Here is a 20,683-nt window from a genome sequence, read left to right on the forward strand (position 1 = left end):
GGGTGTGGGGTGGTTCGGCGTCGCTCCGTCCCGCCCCGCCCCCGCCCCCCCCCCCCCCCCCCGCCCGGCGCCGCGCCCGCCCCCCCCCCCCCCCCCCCCCCCCCCCCCCCCCCCCCCCCCCTCTCCCGTGGCTGCCGTCCGGCTAGAGCGTGCCCAGCTTCATCAGCGACAGCAGCGCTATCAGCTGGATCGCCGAAGCGCCCAGCGCCCTCGGCCAGGGCAGGTCGTGCGACTTGGCGACCATCGAGGTCAGCAGCGCGCCGCCGGCGAGCCAGGTGGCCCAGCCCAGCACCTGCACCAGCGTGCTGTCGCCGCCCAGGAACATCGCGAAGAGCAGCCGAGGCGCGTCCGAGATCGACATGATCAGCATCGACAGGCCGACCGTCGGCTGCCACAGCCCGTCGCCGCCGAGCTGCCGGGCGAGCGTGTGGGTGACCGCGCCCATGATCGCCCCGGCGATCACCACGACCACGCCGGTGATCAGCACCGCCGGCAGGCTGTTGGCGAGCGAGGCGTTCAGCACGTCCTCGCGGGCCTTGTCGAAGCCGAAGACGGCGAGCAGGCCGTAGACGAACGTGACGATCAGCGCCGGACCCCACACCGCGTGGTCGCGCATCTGCCAGAAGGTGGCCTGCGGGCGCAGCACGATGCCGCTCAGCAGGTCCTTCCAGTGCAGCCGCGGCCCGGCGGGCGGGGCGGGCGCCCCGGCGTCGCCGTACGGGCCGTCGCCGCCGTCGTACGAGCCGTAGGCGTCCGGCGCCTCACCGAGGCTGAACTGCTGGGTACGGCCCGGATCGCCGGCGCCGCGCCCGTAGTACGGATCGTGGGCGCCCTGCCCGCCGCCGTACGGCTGCTGCCCGTACCCGGGCGGGGGCGGCGCCTGGTGCTGCTGCCCGCCGCCGAAGTACTCCGGCTCGTCGTACCCGCCCTGCTGCTGCCACTGCTGCCGGCCGCCGCCGTAACCGGGTATGCCGGGCTGCCCCGGCGCGCCCTGCCCGCCCTGCCCGCCGTAGGGAGCCTGCTGTCCTTGCCGCGCGGGCCCGGGGTCGTGCGAGTCCCGTCCGCGTCCCATCCTGAATCCAGCCACGGTTCGAACGTACCCGGTCCCGGCGCGTGCGGGCGCCGGGGCGGGGGCGACGGGCCCGGCATTGCGGCCGACCTGTGACATCCCTTAGGGGAAAGTCCCGGGTCGGCCGCTCCCCAGGTGGGCCTTCGGGGTGAGGCTTCTTCAGGAGATCAGCGCGGCTTCAGGAGATCAGCGCGTCGATGCCGCCGGTGTTGTCGATCATCCGCCGCAGCACGCGCAGCGCGGCCACGTACTCCTCGTCGGTGATGCCGTCGTGGATCTCCGAGCGCACCCGCGTGACGACCTCCTTGGTGCGCGCCTTGGCCTCGCGGCCGGCGTCGGTGAGGTGGAGGAGGCCGTCGCCGTCGGCAGTGAGCCAGCCGCGGGCGAGCAGGCTGTCGGCCGCCTGGCCGATCTCGGGCGAGCCGATGCCGACGACGGGGCGCAGCCGCTCGCCGATCTGCTCGCGCCGGAGTCCGGCCTCGCCGGCGTTGTGGACGTGGTTGAGGATCCACCACTGCGGCTGGGTGATGTCGACATGGGCCATCGCGGTCCGGATGTGCCGGATGACGGCCTCGTGGGCCACCCAGCTCCAGTAGCCGATGGGCTGTGCGGCGAGGGAGTCGAAGTCGGTGGGGGTGTGGGGATCGGCGGGGTTGGTCGTCGGCTGCGTCGTCGTCTTTGTCGTCGTCGTCATGGGAACGACGCTATGACCTCAACCTTGCTTGAGCTCAAGTGTGTTGGCGGTCACGGAAAAGGCCGGGCCCCGCGGTTGCCCGCGGGGCCCGGCCGTACGCACGCACGCGCGCGTGGCGCGCTTTTTTCTCCGGCCTACTTCACCGGCTCCGGGTCCGGCTCCGGGGCGTTCGCCGTCTCGCCGTCACCGTTCTCGTCGCCCTCCGGGGCGAGGGGCGTCCTGACGGACTCCAGCAGCAGCTGGGCGACGTCCACGACCTGGATGGACTCCTTCGCCTTGCCGTCGTTCTTCTTGCCGTTGACCGAGTCGGTCAGCATGACGAGGCAGAACGGGCAGGCGGTCGAGACGATGTCGGGGTTGAGGGACAGCGCCTCGTCCACGCGCTCGTTGTTGATGCGCTTGCCGATGCGCTCCTCCATCCACATGCGCGCGCCGCCGGCGCCGCAGCAGAAGCCGCGCTCCTTGTGACGGTGCATCTCCTCGTTGCGCAGGCCCGGCACCTTGGCGATGATCTCGCGCGGCGGCGTGTAGACCTTGTTGTGGCGGCCCAGGTAGCAGGGGTCGTGGTAGGTGATCAGACCCTCGACCGGGGTGACGGGGATCAGCTTGCCCTCGTCGATGAGGTGCTGCAGCAGCTGGGTGTGGTGGATGACCTCGTACTCGCCGCCGAGCTGCGGGTACTCGTTGGCGATGGTGTTGAAGCAGTGCGGGCAGGTCGCGACGATCTTCTTCTTCGCCTTCTCGACCTTGACGCCCTCCTCGGCATCCTCGCCGAACGCCATGTTCAGCATCTCGACGTTCTGCTGGCCGAGCTGCTGGAAGAGGAACTCGTTGCCCAGGCGGCGGGCGGAGTCACCGGTGCACGCCTCGTCGCCGCCCATGATGGCGAACTTCACGCCCGCCATGTGCAGCAGCTCGGCGAAGGCCTTCGTGGTCTTCTTGGCGCGGTCCTCCAGGGCGCCGGCGCAGCCGACCCAGTAGAGGTAGTCGACCTCGGTGAGGTCCTCGATGTCCTTGCCGACGACCGGAACCTCGAAGTCGACCTCCTTGGTCCACTGCAGGCGCTGCTTCTTGGCCAGGCCCCAGGGGTTGCCCTTCTTCTCCAGGTTCTTGAGCATCGTGCCCGCCTCGGACGGGAAGGAGCTCTCGATCATCACCTGGTAGCGGCGCATGTCGACGATGTGGTCGACGTGCTCGATGTCGACCGGGCACTGCTCGACGCAGGCGCCGCAGGTCGTGCAGGACCACAGCACGTCCGGGTCGATGACGCCGCTCTCCTCGAGCGTGCCGATCAGCGGGCGCTCGGCCTCGGCCAGCGCCGCGGCCGGAACGTCCTTCAGCTGCTCCTCGGTCGCCTTCTCCTCGCCCTCGGCGGACTTCCCGCCGCCGGCGAGCAGGTACGGGGCCTTGGCGTGCGCGTGGTCGCGCAGCGCCATGATGAGCAGCTTCGGCGACAGCGGCTTGCCGGTGTTCCAGGCGGGGCACTGCGACTGGCAGCGGCCGCACTCGGTGCAGGTGGAGAAGTCGAGGATGCCCTTCCAGGAGAACTCCTCGACCTTGGAGACGCCGAAGACGTCGTCCTCGCCCGGGTCCTCGAAGTCGATCGGCTTGCCCGCGCTGGTCATCGGCTGCAGTGCGCCGAGTGCCACGTCACCGGACGCCTCGCGCTTGAACCAAATGTTGGGGAAGGCGAGGAAGCGGTGCCAGGCCACGCCCATGTCGGTCTTCAGGGAGACCGTGATCATCCAGATGAAGGACGTCGCGATCTTCAGGCCGGCGAAGAAGTAGGTGAGGTTCTGGAGCGTGGAGACGTCCATCCCCTGCAGCCACGAGACGACCGGGTACGAGACGAAGAACGAGGCCTCGTAGCCGTCCACGTGGTGCTGCGCGCCCTCGAGCGCGTGCAGCATGAAGATGCAGATGCCGACGATGAGGATGACGGACTCGACGAAGTACGCCTGGCCGGTGTTGGAGCCGGCGAAGCGGGACTTGCGGCCCGGCTTGCCCGGCCGGTTCAGCTGCCGGATGACGATGAGCGTCAGGATGCCGAGCGCGGTCATCGTGCCGAGGAACTCGACGAAGACGTTGTACGGCGCCCAGTCGCCGATGACCGGCAGGATCCAGTCGGCCTGGAAGAGCTGGCCGATGGCGTTGACGATCGTCAGCAGCAGCGAGAAGAAGCCCACCGCCACGAACCAGTGCGCCACGCCGACGACGCCCCAGCGGTTCATCCGCGTGTGCCCGAGGAATTCCTTGGCGACGGTTACGGTGCGCTGTGCGGGATCGTCCGTGCGGGTACCGGCGGGTACGGGCTGGCCTAGCCGTACGAAGCGGTAGATCTGCAGGATGGCACGGCCGAACAGCGCGACGCCGACCGCGATGAGGACCAGCGACACGATGATCGCGGCGAGTTGCATGGAGGGCTCCTCGAACCTGCGAGAGCGGGATTACTAATCGGTAACTTATGCAGTCCGTACGAGACTACTCACTCACCCGCGCGCGATATACCCGCATCGCCGGTGATCTGTGTCGCTCAGGCATGCCTTAGGTGGTGCCTGCGGGTGACCCGCCTTCCAGTGTGCTCTCGGTTCTCCGCGGGCGACTGACTGTGAAGCGGACATAAAAGTTGAGCGGGCTCGACTCAGGTCTGTTGACAGGTTTGCGGGGGGTGTTGCACCCTTGAGTCCGTTCCACTCAAGTCAGCTGGAGGAATCGACATGGCACGTGCGGTCGGCATCGACCTGGGTACGACGAACTCCGTCGTCAGTGTTCTCGAAGGCGGTGAGCCCACCGTCATCACCAACGCCGAGGGCGCCAGGACCACGCCGTCCGTCGTCGCCTTCGCGAAGAACGGTGAGGTGCTCGTCGGCGAGGTCGCCAAGCGCCAGGCCGTCACCAACGTCGATCGGACGATCCGCTCGGTCAAGCGCCACATGGGCACTGACTGGAAGATCAACATCGACGGCAAGGACTTCAACCCGCAGCAGATGAGCGCCTTCATCCTGCAGAAGCTCAAGCGGGATGCCGAGGCCTACCTGGGCGAGAAGGTCGTCGACGCGGTCATCACCGTCCCGGCGTACTTCAACGACTCCGAGCGCCAGGCCACCAAGGAGGCCGGTGAGATCGCGGGTCTGAACGTCCTGCGCATCGTCAACGAGCCCACCGCGGCCGCCCTGGCCTACGGCCTCGACAAGGACGACCAGACCATCCTGGTCTTCGACCTCGGTGGCGGCACCTTCGACGTCTCGCTCCTCGAGATCGGCGACGGCGTCGTGGAGGTCAAGGCGACCAACGGCGACAACCACCTCGGTGGTGACGACTGGGACCAGCGCGTCGTCGACTACCTGGTCAAGCAGTTCGCCAACGGCCACGGCGTCGACCTGTCCAAGGACAAGATGGCGCTGCAGCGTCTGCGCGAGGCCGCCGAGAAGGCGAAGATCGAGCTGTCCTCGTCCACCGAGACCTCGATCAACCTGCCCTACATCACGGCGTCCGCCGAGGGCCCGCTGCACCTGGACGAGAAGCTCACCCGCGCCCAGTTCCAGCAGCTGACCGCGGACCTGCTCGAGCGCTGCAAGACCCCGTTCCACAACGTCATCAAGGACGCCGGCATCAGCCTGTCCGAGATCGACCACGTGGTCCTGGTCGGCGGCTCCACCCGTATGCCCGCCGTCGCCGAGCTCGTCAAGGAGCTGACCGGCGGCAAGGAGGCCAACAAGGGTGTGAACCCGGACGAGGTCGTCGCCATCGGCGCCTCGCTCCAGGCCGGTGTCCTCAAGGGTGAGGTCAAGGACGTCCTGCTCCTCGACGTGACCCCGCTGTCCCTCGGCATCGAGACCAAGGGCGGCATCATGACCAAGCTGATCGAGCGCAACACCACGATCCCGACCAAGCGCTCCGAGATCTTCACGACGGCCGAGGACAACCAGCCGTCCGTGCAGATCCAGGTCTACCAGGGCGAGCGCGAGATCGCGGCGTACAACAAGAAGCTCGGCATGTTCGAGCTGACCGGTCTGCCGCCGGCCCCGCGTGGCGTCCCGCAGATCGAGGTCTCCTTCGACATCGACGCCAACGGCATCATGCACGTGACCGCGAAGGACCTGGGCACGGGCAAGGAGCAGAAGATGACCGTCACCGGCGGCTCCTCGCTCGCCAAGGACGAGGTCGACCGCATGCGCCAGGAGGCCGAGCAGTACGCGGAGGAGGACCACCGCCGCCGCGAGGCCGCCGAGACCCGCAACCAGGGCGAGCAGCTCGTCTACCAGACCGAGAAGTTCCTCAAGGACAACGAGGACAAGGTCCCCGGCGAGGTCAAGACCGAGGTCGAGACCGCCGTGGCCGAGCTGAAGGAGAAGCTCAAGGGCGAGGACACGGCCGAGATCCGCACCGCGACCGAGAAGGTCGCCGCGGTCAGCCAGAAGCTCGGCCAGGCCATGTACGCCGACGCCCAGGCCACTCAGGCCGCGGGCGGCGCCGAGGGCGCCGGTGCCGGTGCCGGTGCCGCGGGCGCCAAGGCCGAGGACGACGTCGTCGACGCCGAGATCGTGGACGACGAGAAGCCGAAGGGCGGTGCGTCGGCGTGACGGAGGAGACCCCGGGCTTCGACGAGAACGAGAAGCCTGAAGGCCCCTCCGACGCCACCACTCCCGACGACGCGGCGAAGGCCGCCGGGTCCGCCGACAAGGCGGGCCCGGCCGGCCCGGCCCCCACGGGCGAGGAACTCGTCGAGGTAGGCCTCCAGGCACAGCTGGACCAGGCCCAGGCCGCGCTCAACGAGCGCACCGCGGACCTCCAGCGGCTTCAGGCCGAGTACCAGAACTACCGTCGCCGTGTGGAGCGGGACCGTGCCACGGTCAAGGAGATCGCCGTCGCGAACCTCCTGTCCGAGCTCCTGCCCACGCTCGACGACATCGGTCGCGCCCGTGACCACGGCGAGCTCGTCGGCGGCTTCAAGTCCGTCGCCGAGTCGCTGGAGACGGTCGTGTCGAAGATGGGTCTGCAGCAGTTCGGCAAGGAGGGCGAGCCCTTCGACCCGCTGGTGCACGAGGCCCTGATGCACAGCTACGCGCCGGACGTCACCGAGACCACGTGCGTGCAGATCCTGCAGCCGGGGTATCGGATCGGCGACCGGACGATCCGCCCGGCGCGGGTCGCGGTCGCCGAGCCGCAGCCGGGCGCGAGCCCGAAGGCCGACGAGGCGTCGGACGAGGAGAGCGGTGGCCCGGAAGAGGGCTGACGCCCTGGGTGACGGGAAGGAGGGACGTCGGGGATGAGCCTGAGCAGGGACTTGCTGGAGAAGGACCTCTACAAGGTCCTCGGCGTTCCCAAGGACGCCACCGAAGCGGAGATCAAGAAGGCGTACCGGAAGCTCGCCCGCGAGTACCACCCGGACGCCAACAAGGGCGACTCCTCGGCCGAGGAGCGCTTCAAGGAGATCTCCGAGGCGAACGACGTCCTTGCCGACGCCAAGCGCCGCAAGGAGTACGACGAGGCGCGCGCCCTGTTCGGCAACGGCGGTTTCCGCCCGGGGCCGGGCGGCGGCGGCTCGTTCAACTTCGACCTGGGTGACCTCTTCGGGGGCGCCCAGGGCGGCGGTGGTGCCGGGGCCGGCGGCTTCGGCGGCGGCCTGGGCGATGTGTTCGGCGGCCTGTTCAACCGGGGCGGTACGAGCACGCGCACCCAGCCGCGCCGCGGCCAGGACATCGAGTCCGAGGTGACGCTCAACTTCACCGAGGCGGTGGAGGGGGCCACGGTCCCGCTGCGGATGTCCTCCTCGGCGGCGTGCAAGAACTGCTCCGGCACCGGAGACAAGAACGGCACGCCCCGCGTCTGCCCGACCTGCGTCGGCACCGGCCAGGTGTCGCGCGGCACGGGCGGCGGCTTCTCGCTGACCGACCCCTGCCCCGACTGCAAGGGGCGCGGGCTGATCCCCGAGAACCCCTGCGACGTCTGCCACGGCAGCGGGCGGGCCAAGTCGGCGCGCACGATGCAGGTCCGCATCCCCGCCGGCGTCTCCGACGGCCAGCGGATCCGGCTGCGGGGCAAGGGCGCACCGGGCGAGCGCGGCGGCCCCAACGGCGATCTGTACGTCGTCGTCCACGTCGGCACGCACCCGGTCTTCGGGCGCAAGGACGACAACCTCACCGTCACCGTGCCCGTCACCTTCGTGGAGGCGGCGCTGGGCGGCGAGGTGAAGGTCCCCACGCTCGGCGGGCCGCCGGTGACCCTGAAGCTGCCCGCGGGCACGCCCAACGGCCGCACCATGCGCGCCCGCGGCAAGGGCGCGGTACGCAAGGACGGCACTCGCGGCGACCTCCTGGTCACCGTCGAGGTGGCCGTTCCCAAGGACCTCGGCGACAAGGCCCGGGAAGCCCTGGAGGCCTACCGCGAGGCGACCGCGGGTGAGGACCCGCGAGCGGAGCTGTTCCAGGCCTCGAAGGGAGCGTGAACCCCATGGAAGGTGTCGGCCGCCGACGCAACCCCTATGAGCTGACCGACGAGTCGCCGGTCTACGTCATCTCCGTCGCCGCCCAGCTCTCGGGGCTGCATCCGCAGACCCTGCGGCAGTACGACCGCCTCGGCCTGGTCTCCCCGGACCGCACGGCCGGGCGCGGTCGGCGCTACTCGGCGCGCGACATCGAGCTGCTGCGGCAGGTCCAGCAGCTGAGCCAGGACGAGGGCATCAACCTGGCCGGCATCAAGCGCATCATCGAGCTGGAGAACCAGGTGGCGGCGCTCAGTGCCCGTGTCGCCGAGCTCCAGGCCGTCGCCGACGGCGCGGCGGCGGCCATGCAGCAGCGCGAGGCCCAGGTCCACGCCTCGTACCGCCGCGACCTGGTGCCGTACCAGGACGTCCAGCAGGCCGGCGCGCTGGTCGTCTGGCGTCCGCGGCGGGACCGGGAACGCTGACATCGCACGGCGGGGCCGGGAGAGCGGCAGCTCTCCCGGCCCTTTCGCTTGCCCGGCTCCTTTGCCCCGCGTGCTCACGCGGAGTTATCCACAGGCCTGGACGGTGACGGTGAGTGGCCGGGACACTCGGGGCATGACGGGGGACGGGACTTCATTGCGGGCCCTGGCGGATGCCCAGGGCGGGGTGGTGCTCACGGCGCAGGCACTGGCCGGGGGCTGGACGCGGGGGCGGCTGAGCCGGTTCCTGGCGGCGGAGGGGTGGACGCGCGTCCGGCCGGGGGTGTGGCTGGTGCCGGGGCGCGAGGTGGGACCGGCGGAGTTGCTGTGGACGCATCAGCTGCTGCGGCCGGAGCTGGTGGCCAGTCACTGGTCGGCGGCGCTGCTGCACGGCGTGGAGATCCGGCCGGTCGACAGGGTCGAGTTCACCAGAGCCGGAGGCGGGGCAGTGGCCGGGGCCGGTGCCGTGACGGGGGCGACGCTGCACCGGCTGCCGCTGGAACCGGGGGAGGTGACCCGCGTGGCGGGCCTGCGGGCGACCACGATCGCCCGGACGATGGCGGATCTGCTCAGAGCGGGCCCCCGGGACGACGTCCTGGTGGCCGTCGATTCGGCCCTGAGCTGGCGGCACGGCGGGGCGGCGGGGGCACGGGGGTCGCGCAGACCGCCGCTCACCACGCTCGACGCGATCGGACGGGCCCTGACGGCCGCGCCCTCGCTGCGCGGCGCACGCGTGGCCGCCTGGTGGCTGGCGATGGCGGACCCCAGGGCGGGATCACCGGCCGAGACGGTCGCCCGGCTGCGGATGCACGACGCCGGGCTGTGTCCCGAGACCCAGGTGATGCTCGTGGTCCCGGACAGCGGCCGCCGGGTCTACCCCGACTTCCTCTTCCGGCCGCAGGGGGTCGCCGTGGAGACCGAGGGGTACGCCTGGCACGGCAGCAGGGCGCAGCACCAGCGGGACGTCATACGGTTCAACGACCTGGCGGCGTGCCCGGAGGTGCGCCGGGTCCTGCGGTTCACCACGGCCGACGTCTATCACCGGCCGGCCATGATGATCCGCGACATCCGCAACGCGCTGGGGTGAGGGCCCGGGTGGTGAGGGCCTGGGGGTGGTGAGGGCCCGGGGTTCAGCCGCGGCCCATGGCCCGGGTGACGGTGATCTCGATGACGATCCGGTCGGGGTTGGGCAGCGGGGTCCGCTGGTAGCGCTCGGCGTAGCGGGCGACGGCGTCGGCCACGGCGGCCTCCTCGGTACGGACGACCGCGCGGCCCTCGAGGGTGGCCCAGCGCTTGCCCTCCAGCTGGCAGACCGCGACGCGTGCGCCGTCGGGTCCGGCGGCCAGCACATTGAGGGCCTTGCGGCTGTTCTTGCCGGTGATGACCCGGGCGATGCCGGCCTCCGGGTCGAAGGTGACGCCGACGGGGACGACGTGCGGGGAGCCGTCGGGACGGGGGGTGGTGAGGGTGCATATGTGCCGCTCGCGCCAGAAGGCGAGGTAGGCGGGGTCGGGGTTGCGGAGGTCCTGGGCCATGACGGGAAGCCTAGGGGGCGCGGGTGCCTCGCGGTCGCGTGTCCCGGCCGCGGGGGCTTCACTCACAAGTGGGGCATTTCGCCGGTCCACGCTACCGAAGACGAGGTTGAGTGGAATAGACTCAACTTATCGCATGTTGCTTCCAGCAAGATGGTGTGACGAGGTATGAGGAGGAGCCCCGAGCCGTGGATGCCGAGCTGACCAACAAGAGCCGGGAGGCGCTCAGCGCCGCGAACGACCGGGCCGTGTCGGCGGGCCACGCCGACATGACGCCCGCGCATCTGCTGCTGGCCCTGCTCGCCGGCCGGGACAACGAGAACGTCATGGACCTGCTGGCCGCCGTGGACGCCGACGCCGCCGCGCTGCGCTCGGGGGCCGAGCGGCAGCTCGCGGGGCTGCCCAGCGTGCAGGGCTCCACGGTGGCGCCCCCGCAGCCCAACCGGGAGCTGCTGGCGGCCCTGGCGGACGCCTCGGAGCGGGCGCGCGACCTGGGCGACGAGTACATCTCCACCGAGCACCTGCTCATCGGTCTCGCCGCCAAGGGCGGGCGCACCGGCGAGCTGCTGGCGGACCAGGGCGCCGCGCCGAAGAGGCTGCTGCAGGCCTTCGAGAGCGCCCGCGGCGGGCAGCGGGTGACGAGCGCCGACCCGGAGGGCACGTACAAGGCGCTGGAGAAGTTCGGCACCGACTTCACCGCCGCCGCGCGGGAGGGCAAGCTCGACCCCGTCATCGGCCGTGACCACGAGATCCGCCGTGTCGTCCAGGTGCTCTCCCGGCGCACCAAGAACAACCCCGTCCTCATCGGCGAGCCCGGCGTCGGCAAGACCGCCGTTGTCGAGGGGCTGGCGCAGCGGATAGTGAAGGGCGACGTTCCCGAGTCGCTGAAGAACAAGCGCCTGGTCGCGCTCGACCTGGGCGCGATGGTCGCGGGCGCGAAGTACCGCGGCGAGTTCGAGGAGCGACTCAAGACCGTCCTGGCCGAGATCAAGGCCAGCGAGGGCCGGATCATCACCTTCATCGACGAGCTGCACACCGTCGTCGGGGCCGGCGCCGGCGGCGACTCCGCCATGGACGCCGGGAACATGCTCAAGCCCATGCTGGCGCGCGGCGAGCTGCGCATGGTCGGCGCGACCACCCTCGACGAGTACCGCGAGCGGATCGAGAAGGACCCGGCGCTCGAGCGGCGCTTCCAGCAGGTGCTGGTCGCCGAGCCGTCCGTCGAGGACTCGATCGCCATCCTGCGCGGCCTCAAGGGCCGCTACGAGGCGCACCACAAGGTGCAGATCGCCGACTCCGCGCTGGTCGCGGCCGCCACCCTGTCCGACCGGTACATCACCTCCCGCTTCCTGCCGGACAAGGCCATCGACCTCGTCGACGAGGCCGCCTCCCGGCTGCGCATGGAGATCGACTCCTCGCCCGTCGAGATCGACGAGCTGCAGCGCGCCGTCGACCGGCTGCGGATGGAGGAGCTGGCGCTGAAGAACGAGTCCGACGAGGCCAGCAAGGAGCGCCTGGCCAAGCTGCGCCGCGACCTCGCCGACAAGGAGGAGGAGCTGCGGGGCCTGACCGCGCGCTGGGAGAAGGAGAAGCAGTCCCTCAACCGGGTGGGCGAGCTCAAGGAGCGCCTCGACGAGCTGCGCGGCCAGGCCGAGCGCGCCCAGCGCGACGGCGACTTCGACACGGCCTCCAAGCTGCTCTACGGCGAGATCCCGGGCGTCGAACGGGAGCTGGAGGAGGCCGCGAAGGCGGAGGCCGAGGCCGAGCAGGAGGCCGCGTCCAAGGACCTCATGGTCAAGGAGGAGGTCGGCCCGGACGACATCGCCGACGTCGTCGCCTCCTGGACCGGCATCCCGGCCGGCCGCCTGCTGGAGGGCGAGACGCAGAAGCTGCTGCGCATGGAGGACGAGCTGGGCAAGCGGCTGATCGGCCAGAGCGAGGCCGTACGGGCCGTCTCGGACGCCGTGCGCCGCTCCCGGGCCGGCATCGCCGACCCCGACCGCCCCACCGGCTCCTTCCTCTTCCTCGGCCCGACCGGTGTCGGCAAGACCGAGCTCGCCAAGGCGCTCGCGGACTTCCTCTTCGACGACGAGCGGGCGATGGTCCGCATCGACATGAGCGAGTACAGCGAGAAGCACTCCGTCGCCCGTCTGGTCGGCGCGCCGCCCGGCTACGTCGGCTACGAGGAGGGCGGCCAGCTCACCGAGGCCGTGCGCCGGCGCCCGTACACCGTCGTCCTGCTCGACGAGGTGGAGAAGGCCCACCACGAGGTCTTCGACATCCTGCTGCAGGTCCTCGACGACGGCCGGCTCACCGACGGCCAGGGCCGGACGGTGGATTTCCGCAACACCATCCTCATCCTGACCTCCAACCTCGGCTCGATGTTCCTGGTGGACCCCGCGCTGAACGAGGAGCAGAAGAAGGAGAGGGTGCTGGAGACGGTACGGGCCTCCTTCCGCCCGGAATTCCTCAACCGGCTCGACGACGTCGTGGTCTTCCACCCGCTGGGCACCGAGCAGCTGGGGCGGATCGCCCGGATCCAGATCGGCCACCTGCAGCGCAGGCTCGCCGACCGTCGGCTGACGCTCGAGGTCAGCGATGCCGCGCTGGCCTGGCTGGCGGCGCTGGGGCACGTCCCGGAGGCCGAAGGCGGAGAGGCGCCGGACCTCAGCTACGGCGCCCGCCCGCTGCGCCGTCTGGTCCAGACCTCCATCGGCGACCGGCTCGCCCGCGCGATCCTGGGAGGAGAGGTGCGCGACGGCGACACCGTCCGTGTCGACGTCGCCCGGGGAGGCAGGTCGCTGGAGGTTTCGCCCGCCCGCGAGAGCGTGGCGGCGAAATCCCTGTGACAACAGGCCGGGCGGGGGTTGCCAGCTCCCGCCCGTGATGGGGGAGGATGGCGTCAGACCGTACGAAGGGAAAATCACGGTGAGCATCGACCCGTCCTCGATTCCGAATTTCGGGGGCCAGCCCGAACCGCAGCCTGAGGCGGGCCCGACCGGCCCCGTCATCCCCGACCAGGACCTGGTCAAGCAGCTCCTCGAGCAGATGGAGCTGAAGTACGTCGTGGACGACGAGGGCGACCTCGCCGCGCCGTGGGAGCAGTTCCGGACGTACTTCATGTTCCGGGGCGAGGAGGAGCAGCAGGTCTTCTCCGTGCGCACGTTCTACGACCGTCCGCACGGCATCGAGGAGAAGTCCAAGCTCCTCGAGGTCATCGACGACTGGAACCGCCGCACCCTGTGGCCGAAGGTCTACACGCACACCCACGACGACGGCACCGTCCGCATGATCGGCGAGGCGCAGATGCTGATCGGCGTCGGCGTCGCCCTGGAGCACTTCGTCTCCAGCACGGTCAGCTGGGTGCGCGCCTCGATCGAGTTCGACAAGTGGCTGGTCGAGCAGCTCGGCCTCGAGGCCGACATCGAGTCCGACGACGACAAGCCGGACGACGAGGCGTAGTCCCGACGACGAGGCGGTCCCCGCGGGGCCCAAGGCCTCGCACGGCACCACCGCCTCACATCGGGACCTTGGCCACGGCCAGCAGGTACGTCCCGTAGAAGTACGAGAGCCCGGCCAGCGCGCCCGCCGTCACGGCGAGGGTGCGCGGCCGGGCTCTTGCCATGGCCACGGCCGCCGGCAGCAGCAGCGGGAAGGCCGGCAGCAGGAAGCGCGGCTTGGAGGCGAAGTAGCTGGAGCCGCCGACCGCGATGACGGTCAGCACCAGCACATACACCAGCAAGGCGGCCGGTGGCCGGTCCAGGGCGAGGAAGACCAGCGCGATCAGCGCGGCGCCCAGGATCGCCAGGGTGACGTAGTACGCCATGTAGTCGCGCGCGGTGATCAGGTGCCGGACGAAGAGGAAGGCGTCCCGCCCGAAGTCGAAGCGCGACCCCCACAGCCGCTGTACCTCGAAGTAGCCCAGCAGCCCGTGCCCGGAGCGCAGTCCGGCCCAGGCGACGTACCCCGCCCAGCCCAGCGGCGCCATGGCCGCGCCCGCCCACAGCCGCCGGTCCGCGCGCGCCCCCCGGTCACGCCACAGGACGAGCCCGGCCGCACAGCACACGGCGGCGGCCACCGCGATCGCGTTGGGCCGGGAGAGCCCGGCCAGCAGGGCGAGCGAGCCCGCCCACAGCCACCGGCCCGTGATCGCGGCGTAGAGCGTCCAGGCCGCCAGCGCCGTCATCAGGGACTCGGTGTAGGCCATGGTCTGCACGATCGCGTGCGGCAACAGCCCCCACAGCAGCACCAGCAGCGTCCCCACCCGGCGCCCGTGCAGCCGCTCGCCGACCGCATAGACGCCCCAGGCCGCCGCGCCCGCCGCCGCCCACGCCACCAGCAGCCCGGCGCTGACGACGGTCACCGGCAGCAGGCTCGCCACCCCCCGCACCAGCCCGGGGAAGAGCGGGAAGAAGGCGAGGTCGTTGTAGAACACCCCGCGCGTGGTGGGCGACGGGACGACCAGCCCGTAGCCGTTGCGCGCGATGCCCGCGTACCAGATGCCGTCCCAGAGATGCCCGAGCAGCGTGCGCGGGTGTTTGCCGACCCACCAGGCCCACGTCGCCATCACCGACATGCCGGTCAGCCGGACGGCGGCGTACAGCCCGAGCGCGGGCAGGGCCCGCAGCAGTGCCTCGCGGACGCGGTCCACGCGGTCGGCACGCCGGTCGCCCCGGGTGGTGCCGCGCGGTTCCGGGGCCCGGACGGGCGCTGCGACGCGGTGAATTGCTGGGCCGGCGGACACGGGGGCACCTCCGGTGCGGGACTACGGGAAGTGGAGGCTGGCCGACGGCATTTCCGGATGGCAACCCGGCGGCATACCGACCATGCGGCCCGTGCCTCGCGCGCGCGACCTGCAGCGCCCGTAAGCGGTGCACCTTCCACCCGCTCGGGTGCACCCCGGGGTGTTGCCCTTCCGCCGGGCCGCTTCATGTGCTGTGCCCGCGCTCGTGATCTGCCTATGGTGAGGCCGATCGTCAGGAGTCGATGGTGGACCGAGGGGAGCGGGACCGGATGGCACAGGACGCGGGGAGCACCGGGCACGGCGAGTGGAGCCCGGCGGCGCGGGTGCGCGGGCTGGGGACGTCGGTGTTCACGGAGATGACCGAACTGGCCCGGCGCACGGGCGCGGTGAACCTGGGTCAGGGGGTGCCCGAACTGGACGCCCCCGGCCCGCTGCTGCGGGACGTCGCGGACACGGTGCTGGCGGGCGGTAACCAGTACCCGCCCGCCCACGGCTTCCCGGCGCTGCGCGAGGCCGTCGCCGCGCACCAGGCCCGGCGCTACGGGCTCGCCTACGAGCCGCAGCGCGAGGTGCTGGTCACCACGGGCGCGACGGAGGCGCTGGCGGCGACGCTGCTGGCGCTGTGCGACCCGGGCGACGAGGTGATCGCCTTCGACCCCTGCTACGACGCCTACCCGGCGGGGGCGCGCTTCGCGGGCGCCCGGCTCGTGCCCGTCCCGCTGGCGGAGGACGGCGAGGGAGAAGCCGGAGGGGCCGGAGGGGCCGGCTTTGTGCTGGACGAGGACGCGCTGCGCGCCGCCGTCACCGGGCGCACGCGCGTCCTGCTGCTCAACACGCCGCACAACCCCACCGGCAAGGTCTTCACCGCCGCGGAACTGGCGGTCATCGCGCGGCTGTGCGAGGAGCACGACCTGACGGTCGTCACGGACGAGGTGTACGAGCACCTGGTCTACGACGACGCCGTGCACCGCACGATCGCCGCCCTGCCGGGGATGCGGGAACGGACGCTGACGATCTCCTCGGCCGGCAAGACCTTCAACGTCACCGGCTGGAAGGTGGGCTGGGTGTGCGGCCCGGCGCACCTGGTGGCGGCCGTGGCGGCCGCGAAGCAGTTCCTGACCTACGCCTCCGGCACGCCGTACCAGGAGGCGCTCGCGCGGGCCCTGGGGGGCGTGGAGGCGTGGGCGGTGGAGCTCAGGGGGACGCTGCGCCGCAACCGGGACCTGCTGAGCGCGGGGCTCGCGCGCGCGGGTCTGCGCCCCCACCGCGCGGACGCGGGGTATTTCGTGCAGGCGGACATCCGCGCGTGGGGGCACGCGGACGGCGTGCGATTCTGTCGTGAACTCCCTTCGCGCGCCGGGGTGGTGGCCATTCCCACATCCGCCTTCCAAATGCGCCCCGACGCCCCCTCCTATCTGGTGCGTTTCTCCTTCTGCAAGCGGGAGAAGTCGGTGCTCGAGGCCGTGGAGAAGCTGGTCAACGCCGTTTGACCGATGGATTTGCAACTGGCTCATGCTCAATCGCATATGCGTCCGGCGGGATATCGGGCATCGGTGTCATGCATCGGACGCCGGTGTGTTGAACATTTGAGCTGCATGGCCCTCGCGTGGATGGAAAGTTGCAGATGATGGGTAAAACTGCTGTGGGCGCGGCTCATTCGTGATTCCCTCTCATTCAGAGCCACGTTGAGAGACAACTCCTCGGAATCGCCGGAATCCGGAACCTCATCCACCGGAGCGGAACCAGGGGCCCTCGAATGTGGGCATGCGCCGGCGCACCCGAAAGGAAATCTGGTCCTCCTCGGGGCGGGCCGGCGCACCCTCCACTGCTCGCTCGCGGAGCCGACCCATGCTCACCACCCTCAAGACCACCTACACCGATACCCGCGCCGCCGATCTCGCCTGGTGTCTGGGGAAGGAGCCCCTTCCCGCGCTGGCGGTCCTCGACCTGCGACTGGACGGGGCGGCCGTGCAGTTGCGCCTGCTGGGCGCCTCCCACCAGGTCATACTCGAAGAGGAGGGCGGGCTCTGTTCGGAGACGGTCGCCTGCATAGCCGGCAGCAGCACCCCCCTGCCGCTGGGCGTCGCCAAGCGCGTCGGCGCATGGGAGTACGAGTTCGCGGCGCGCGTCGAGACCCTCTCCGACTGCTCGTTCGCCGGCCGGGCCCAGGAGCTGCTGGCCCTGGTCGCCGAGCATCCGCAGGGCCTGGCCGGAACGTTTCCGGGCAGCCCCCACGCCTTCACCGCGCTGCTCGCCCAGCGCCAGGACGGGCAGATAAGCTGGCGCACCTGGCACGCCTACCCCCAGGAGGGACGGCTGGTCGCCACCCGGACCCGAGTGGGTGTGCGGATGACCGCGCCGCTCTGAGGCCACCGGAGGCTCCCCCGTTACCGCTGGGCCCAGCATTGAACCCGTGTGGGTGACAAAGGGGATGCCGGTTCGTGACGTAGCGTTCCCGCATGGTCCACCACCGCCCGGTACCAGCGCGGCTGCCCGTACCGGCCGGGCTCGGCCGCCTCCTCGTCCTGACCACGGTCTTCATCTGCGCCGCCTGCGGGCTGGTGTACGAGCTCGAACTCGTCGCCCTGGCCTCGTACTTGATCGGCGACTCGGTCACCCAGGCCTCCGTCGTCCTGTCGGTGATGGTCTTCGCCATGGGCGTCGGCTCGCTGCTCGCCAAACGGCTGCGCGCCCGCGCGGCCCTCGGGTTCGCCGCGGTCGAGGCGGTGCTGGCGCTCACCGGCGGCCTGTCGGCGATGGCGCTCTACGCCTGTTTCGCCTGGTACGGGCAGGCCCGGCTCGCCCTGGTGGGGTTCTCGCTCGCGATCGGGGTGCTGATCGGCGCCGAGGTGCCGCTGCTGATGACCCTCATCCAGCGCATCCGCCGCCAGGACGCGGGCTGCGCGGTCGCCGACCTGTTCGCCGCCGACTACGTGGGAGCGCTGGTCGGCGGTCTGGCCTTCCCGTTCCTGCTGCTGCCGGTGCTCGGGCAGTTGACGGGCGCGCTGCTGACCGGAGCGGTCAACGCCGTCGCCGGCGGGGCGCTGGTGCTCTGGCTCTTCCGCGGCGACCTGAGCATACGCACGCGCTGGACGCTGGTCGCCGCGAACGCGCTGGTCCTGGTGGTGCTGGCGCTCTGCTCGGTGCTCACCGGCCCCTTCGAACGGGCTGCCCGCAACGCCGTGTACGGCACGGACGTACGGGTCGCCGTCCAGTCGGAGGTCCAGGAGGTCGTGCTGACCGGCGGCGGCGTCAGCGGACGGCCGCTCTCCCTCTTCCTCGACGGCCGGCTGCGGGTCAGCGGCGAGGACGAGTACCGCTACCACGAGGCCCTGGTCCATCCCGCCATGGCCGGGCCGCGCCGCCGGATCCTGGTCCTCGGCGGGGGCGACGGCCTCGCCGTGCGCGAGGTGCTGCGCTACCGGGACGTCGCCTCCGTGACCGTCGTCGAGCTCGACTCCGCGGTGCTGCGGCTGGCCCGCACCGACCCGGACCTGGTCGCCCTCAACCGGCGCGCCTACCGCGATCCGCGGGTGCGCGTCGTGTCCGCCGACGCCTTCGAATGGCTGCGCGGCGCCACCCGCGGCCCGTTCGACGTGGTGATCTCCGATCTGCCCGACCCCGGGGTGACGCCCAGCGCCAAGCTGTACTCCCAGGAGTTCTACGGCCTGGTGGCGCGGGCGCTGGCCCCCGGCGGCCGAATAGCCGTCCACGGGGGCGACCTCGACGCCCGGCCTCGCGTCTTCTGGACCGTGGACGCGACGGTCCGTTCCGTGGGGCTGCGGACCGCGCCCTACGAGGTCCGGGCCCCGGCCGCGCACGGGCAGCGGCGCCAGGGGTGGGCGTTCGTGCTGGCCGCCCGGTCGCCCGTCCGGCTGCGGCTGCCGGATGCCCGGCCCGAGCTGCCGCATCTGACGCAGGAGACGCTCAGCGCCGAGGGGCGTGACGCCGCGCTCCGCAGGGAACCGGGGCTGCTGCCGTCCACATTGATGCACCCGCGCTACGCGGGGTAGACCGGCTAACCGCGCGGCCGGCGCAGGGAGGCGCGGAAGGCGCCGGGGGACAGGCCCGCGCGATGGTGGAAGAACTTGGAGAAGTTCGCCGCGTCGTCGAAACCGAGCCGTTCGGTGATCCGCGCGGCGGGCAGATCGCTGTGCGCGAGCAGCCGCTTGGCCTCCAGCATCACCCGGAGATCGATGAACTCCTTGGCCCCCACCCCGGCCGCCGCCTGCGTGGCCCGCGAGAGGGTGCGGGAGGAATAGCCCAGCGTCCGGGCGTAGTCGGCGACCCGGCGGCGGGTGGCGAAGTCCCGCTCGACCGCGGCGCGGAAGCGCAGGAACGTGTCGTCGCCCGCGGGTACGCCGCCCACGGCGGCGATGGCGTGCGCGAGACGCAGCACCAGCACGGAGAACAGATGGCGCAGGACGTCCGTGTGGATGCCGGCGGGCAGCCCGCTGCCGGTGCGGTAGTCGGTGGCCAGGTGGCGCACGGCGCAGAAGACGGCCTCCCGGTCGCCCCCGGCGGGCCGCCACAGCACCGGGCGGAAGGGGTCGTCGGCGGTCGCTGCGACCGTGCTGCCGGGCGGCAGGAAGCCGGGGTCGACGAGGACGACCGTGCCCTCGAGCTCCGTGACGCCCTCACCGAACTGCTGCACCTGCCCCGGGCGCACCCACAGCACCGAGCCGGGACCGAGCCGGTAGGTGGCGAAGTCCACGATGTGCGAGGCCGTGCCGGAGTCGACGGTGACGATCTGGTGGAACTCCAGCCGTTGCGGCCGGGTCAGCAGGCCCTCCGCCGCGCGCTCGCGGAGCTCGGCGAGCGTCATCACCTCCAGTCCGGCGGGGGCGCCGGGCGGGGCGTCGTAGGCGAGGTCGACGATCCCGTCGGTATCGTCGCGCTCGCCATCCGGGTCGTTGTGTCGCGTTTTCACCATGAGCAGACGCGAGCCTACCTGGCCGGGCGCCGGTGGCCTGCCTAGCGTGGTCATTCGGCACAACCGTGCCGTTCATCCGCCCTCGAGCGGCCCCAGTCTCGAGCGGTTCCGACAGGAGACACCCCCCATGGCCAAGATCGCCCTCTTCGGTGCCACCGGCACGATCGGCAGCCGCGTCCTGCGCGAGGCGCTGGACCGCGGACACCAGGTCACGGCGGTCGTCCGTGACCCCGCCAAGCTCACCGAGAGCCACGCCAACCTCACGGTCACCACCGGTGACGTCCTCGACCCCGCCTCCGTCGCCGAGGTGGCCCAGGGCCAGGACGTCGTGGTCAGCGCGGTCGGCGGCGGTGACGGTCCCGGCCATGTCGCCACCATCGAGCCCGCGGCGAAGTCGCTGGTGACGGGCCTGCGCACGCTCGGCGACGCGGCCCCGCGGCTGGTGGCGGTCGGCGGCGCGGGCTCGCTGCGCACGCCGGACGGCAAGCAGGTGTGGGACGCGGAGGGGCTCCCGGAGTTCCTGCTGCAGATCATGCACGCGCACGGCGACGCGCTGGACTTCTACCGCACCGTCTCCGACGTGCGCTGGACCAACCTCAGCCCCGCGGGCCTCATCGAGCCCGGCGAGCGCACCGGCACCTACCGCACGTCGCTGGACGACCTCGTCGTGGACGCGGACGGCAAGAGCCGGATCTCCGCCGAGGACTACGCGGTGGCGCTCATCGACGAGATCGAGACGCCGAAGCACGTCGGTGAGCGCTTCACTGTCGGAGACTGACCGTCTTCTGACGGAAAGTTCGACCGG

17 protein-coding genes are annotated in these 20,683 nt (G+C 71.4%); 11 read left to right on the forward strand and 6 right to left on the reverse strand.

Going from position 1 to position 20,683, the window contains the following annotated elements; all coding sequences use genetic code 11:
• Positions 1-142: 142 nt before the first annotated feature.
• The 3 genes from ACIG36_RS29385 to ACIG36_RS29395 form a co-directional block, all read right to left on the reverse strand.
• Positions 143-1,072, reverse strand: coding sequence for a Yip1 family protein (locus ACIG36_RS29385; RefSeq protein WP_399934497.1), 930 nt, complete (start codon positions 1,070-1,072; stop codon positions 143-145).
• 175 nt (positions 1,073-1,247) lie between these two features.
• Positions 1,248-1,763, reverse strand: a complete 516-nt coding sequence (locus tag ACIG36_RS29390; protein ID WP_399934275.1) for a MarR family winged helix-turn-helix transcriptional regulator — start codon at positions 1,761-1,763, stop codon at positions 1,248-1,250.
• A 134-nt stretch (positions 1,764-1,897) separates the two neighbouring features.
• Positions 1,898-4,180 carry a (Fe-S)-binding protein gene (locus ACIG36_RS29395; protein ID WP_399934278.1) on the reverse strand — a complete coding sequence of 761 codons (2,283 nt, stop codon included), beginning with the start codon at positions 4,178-4,180 and terminating at the stop codon, positions 1,898-1,900.
• 300 nt (positions 4,181-4,480) lie between these two features.
• Here ACIG36_RS29395 and dnaK point away from each other — a divergent pair, with 300 nt between their 5' ends.
• The 5 genes from dnaK to ACIG36_RS29420 all read left to right on the forward strand — a co-directional run bounded on the left by dnaK (position 4,481) and on the right by ACIG36_RS29420 (position 9,756).
• Positions 4,481-6,346 carry a molecular chaperone DnaK gene (gene dnaK, locus ACIG36_RS29400; protein ID WP_399934281.1) on the forward strand — a complete coding sequence of 622 codons (1,866 nt, stop codon included), beginning with the start codon at positions 4,481-4,483 and terminating at the stop codon, positions 6,344-6,346.
• Complete coding sequence (gene grpE, locus ACIG36_RS29405; RefSeq protein WP_399934284.1) at positions 6,343-6,999, forward strand: nucleotide exchange factor GrpE; 657 nt, start codon at positions 6,343-6,345, stop codon at positions 6,997-6,999. Before dnaK ends, grpE begins: the two co-directional genes overlap by 4 nt.
• Positions 7,000-7,032: 33 nt before the next feature.
• Entirely contained in the window at positions 7,033-8,211 is a 1,179-nt protein-coding gene (dnaJ, locus tag ACIG36_RS29410; RefSeq protein ID WP_399934286.1) for a molecular chaperone DnaJ, read from the forward strand.
• A gap of 5 nt (positions 8,212-8,216) precedes the next feature.
• The gene (locus ACIG36_RS29415) at positions 8,217-8,672 is read left to right on the forward strand and encodes a heat shock protein transcriptional repressor HspR (RefSeq protein WP_399934288.1); all 456 of its coding nucleotides are present in this window, start codon (positions 8,217-8,219) and stop codon (positions 8,670-8,672) included.
• Positions 8,673-8,805: 133 nt separating this feature from the next.
• Positions 8,806-9,756, forward strand: coding sequence for a hypothetical protein (locus tag ACIG36_RS29420; RefSeq protein ID WP_399934291.1), 951 nt, complete (start codon positions 8,806-8,808; stop codon positions 9,754-9,756).
• Between the two features lie 43 nt (positions 9,757-9,799).
• Here ACIG36_RS29420 and ACIG36_RS29425 read toward each other — a convergent pair whose 3' ends face one another.
• Positions 9,800-10,204: a pyridoxamine 5'-phosphate oxidase family protein gene (locus ACIG36_RS29425; protein WP_399934294.1), complete on the reverse strand. Its 405-nt coding sequence runs from the start codon at positions 10,202-10,204 to the stop codon at positions 9,800-9,802.
• Positions 10,205-10,389: 185 nt separating this feature from the next.
• Here ACIG36_RS29425 and clpB point away from each other — a divergent pair, with 185 nt between their 5' ends.
• Complete coding sequence (clpB, locus tag ACIG36_RS29430; RefSeq protein ID WP_399934296.1) at positions 10,390-13,050, forward strand: ATP-dependent chaperone ClpB; 2,661 nt, start codon at positions 10,390-10,392, stop codon at positions 13,048-13,050.
• Positions 13,051-13,129: 79 nt separating this feature from the next.
• Entirely contained in the window at positions 13,130-13,663 is a 534-nt protein-coding gene (locus tag ACIG36_RS29435; protein WP_399934298.1) for a YbjN domain-containing protein, read from the forward strand.
• A gap of 55 nt (positions 13,664-13,718) precedes the next feature.
• Here ACIG36_RS29435 and ACIG36_RS29440 read toward each other — a convergent pair whose 3' ends face one another.
• Complete coding sequence (locus ACIG36_RS29440; RefSeq protein WP_399934300.1) at positions 13,719-14,945, reverse strand: hypothetical protein; 1,227 nt, start codon at positions 14,943-14,945, stop codon at positions 13,719-13,721.
• A 269-nt stretch (positions 14,946-15,214) separates the two neighbouring features.
• Here ACIG36_RS29440 and ACIG36_RS29445 point away from each other — a divergent pair, with 269 nt between their 5' ends.
• The 3 genes from ACIG36_RS29445 (at position 15,215) to ACIG36_RS29455 (ending at position 18,958) form a co-directional block, all read left to right on the forward strand.
• Positions 15,215-16,435 (forward strand): aminotransferase class I/II-fold pyridoxal phosphate-dependent enzyme, encoded by a 1,221-nt coding sequence (locus ACIG36_RS29445; protein ID WP_399934501.1) that lies wholly within the window; start codon positions 15,215-15,217, stop codon positions 16,433-16,435.
• A gap of 358 nt (positions 16,436-16,793) precedes the next feature.
• On the forward strand, positions 16,794-17,312 hold the full coding sequence (locus ACIG36_RS29450) for a DUF2617 family protein (RefSeq protein WP_399934302.1): 519 nt from the start codon (positions 16,794-16,796) through the stop codon (positions 17,310-17,312).
• 92 nt (positions 17,313-17,404) lie between these two features.
• Positions 17,405-18,958 (forward strand): polyamine aminopropyltransferase, encoded by a 1,554-nt coding sequence (locus tag ACIG36_RS29455; RefSeq protein WP_399934305.1) that lies wholly within the window; start codon positions 17,405-17,407, stop codon positions 18,956-18,958.
• A 5-nt stretch (positions 18,959-18,963) separates the two neighbouring features.
• Here the strand turns inward: ACIG36_RS29455 and ACIG36_RS29460 are convergent, their stop codons facing one another.
• Entirely contained in the window at positions 18,964-19,878 is a 915-nt protein-coding gene (locus ACIG36_RS29460) for a helix-turn-helix domain-containing protein (RefSeq protein ID WP_399934307.1), read from the reverse strand.
• A gap of 127 nt (positions 19,879-20,005) precedes the next feature.
• Here ACIG36_RS29460 and ACIG36_RS29465 point away from each other — a divergent pair, with 127 nt between their 5' ends.
• Complete coding sequence (locus ACIG36_RS29465; RefSeq protein ID WP_399934310.1) at positions 20,006-20,656, forward strand: NAD(P)-dependent oxidoreductase; 651 nt, start codon at positions 20,006-20,008, stop codon at positions 20,654-20,656.
• Positions 20,657-20,683 lie beyond the last annotated feature (27 nt).

It is taken from the genome of Streptomyces sp. NPDC053048, from assembly GCF_044547045.1.
Classification (GTDB): Bacteria; Actinomycetota; Actinomycetes; order Streptomycetales; family Streptomycetaceae; genus Streptomyces.